Origin of the sequence: Stenotrophomonas pictorum JCM 9942, assembly GCF_001310775.1 — a bacterium.
GTDB classification, from domain to species: domain Bacteria; phylum Pseudomonadota; class Gammaproteobacteria; order Xanthomonadales; family Xanthomonadaceae; genus Stenotrophomonas; species Stenotrophomonas pictorum.
On the sequence record NZ_BAZI01000604.1, the window covers coordinates 1 to 1,154 of the forward strand.

Here is a 1,154-nt window from a genome sequence, read left to right on the forward strand (position 1 = left end):
CGCCGGCTGACCCGCCGCAGCGATCCCTCCGACAACGCCGGCCCCGTGCCGGCGTTGTCGTTTGTGCCGCTGCTACCGGCCATCCCTTACCGCCCGGCGCGCCATGGGCGCCATTGCATCCGTTTTCAGGACAATCGACCAAAAATCGGTCGGCGCCGAACGAAAATCGCTCGACTGCGACCGAAAAATGGTCGACGTCGACCATAAATCGGTCGTGCACGAGCAAAAAATGGTCGGCGTCGACCGGAAATCGCTCGCGCGCGACCAATAAATGGTCGGCATCGACCATAAATCGCTCGGCATCGACCATAAATCGCTCGGCGTCGACCGAAAAATGGTCGCGCACGAGCAGAAATCGGTCGGCATCGGCCGAAAACCGGTCACCGCCGCGTGGAAAACGCCTGCCTGCGCCCCCACAATCGCCCGGCGCCCTCCGTCAAAGCGTCACAGCCGTCGCAAAACCGCCGACGCCTGGCCGCGCAGCGCCCCTTCTATACCGATGAAGCCACTTCCGGGGCGCACGGACAACCGATGCACCGCACGGCACCGTGCGCAAGCGGCGGCCATTGCGCCTTTGTCTCACCAGTAAGGACCGCAGGGCAGGTTGGCTTCAGCAACCCTGCAAGACAGGGCGAGCGCCGGGTTCACGCTCTGGCGCCTCTCTGCGGCGGACGGCCAGGAGCAGCGGGAGCCGCTGGGGCCGTCCACCCTGCGCCTGTTTCCCGTCGTGTCGAACCTGAGGGTTTGCCCGACTGTCAGAGATCGAAACCCAGCAGGTCGTGACCGCTGGCGTGGCGGACGATGCGCCGGTAGAGCAGGTTGCCGCTGCCGCCATTGGTCAGCAGCACGATCGCGCGTTGCCGCGCGGCATCGCCCAGCGCGAAGTTCTTCAAGATGTCGGCGTTGCTGCCGGCGTGATAGAACACCGGCCCGCTGCGCGTGTCTTCCAGGTTCCAGCCCAATCCCTTGTCGGTCCAGCGGCCGGGCAGGACCAGTTGCGGCGTGAGCATCGCCTGGCGGGTGGTTTCCCTGATCTCCCACGCGGCCCGCGTTGTACGCGGCATCATCAAGGTCATGAAGGTGGCGTAGTCGCGCAGCGTCGTGCGCAGGCTGGCGGCGGCATTGGCCATGATGTCGCCCTGCCACTGCACCAG

Annotated in this window: 3 protein-coding genes; 1 reads left to right on the top strand and 2 read right to left on the bottom strand. The window is 65.7% G+C overall.

All coding sequences use genetic code 11. The annotated features are described in order from the left end of the window. Positions 1-289, bottom strand: a 289-nt coding sequence (locus JCM9942_RS19720) for a hypothetical protein (protein WP_218185519.1), incomplete at its 3' end; no start/stop codon positions are given. Between JCM9942_RS19720 and JCM9942_RS19280 the strand changes: the two genes are divergently transcribed. Then, on the top strand, positions 272-589 hold the full coding sequence (locus tag JCM9942_RS19280) for a hypothetical protein (protein ID WP_145974269.1): 318 nt from the start codon (positions 272-274) through the stop codon (positions 587-589). The genes JCM9942_RS19720 and JCM9942_RS19280 overlap by 18 nt on opposite strands. 166 nt (positions 590-755) lie before the next feature. Here JCM9942_RS19280 and JCM9942_RS16435 read toward each other — a convergent pair. After that, positions 756-1,154: serine hydrolase (locus JCM9942_RS16435; RefSeq protein WP_157723017.1), on the bottom strand; the 399-nt coding region annotated here is incomplete at its 5' end.

What these genes read in the sequence shown, in the direction of transcription:
- JCM9942_RS19280 (WP_145974269.1), top strand. Translation starts at nt 272, where the DNA reads ATGGTCGGCATCGACCATAAATCGCTCGGCATCGACCATAAATCGCTC.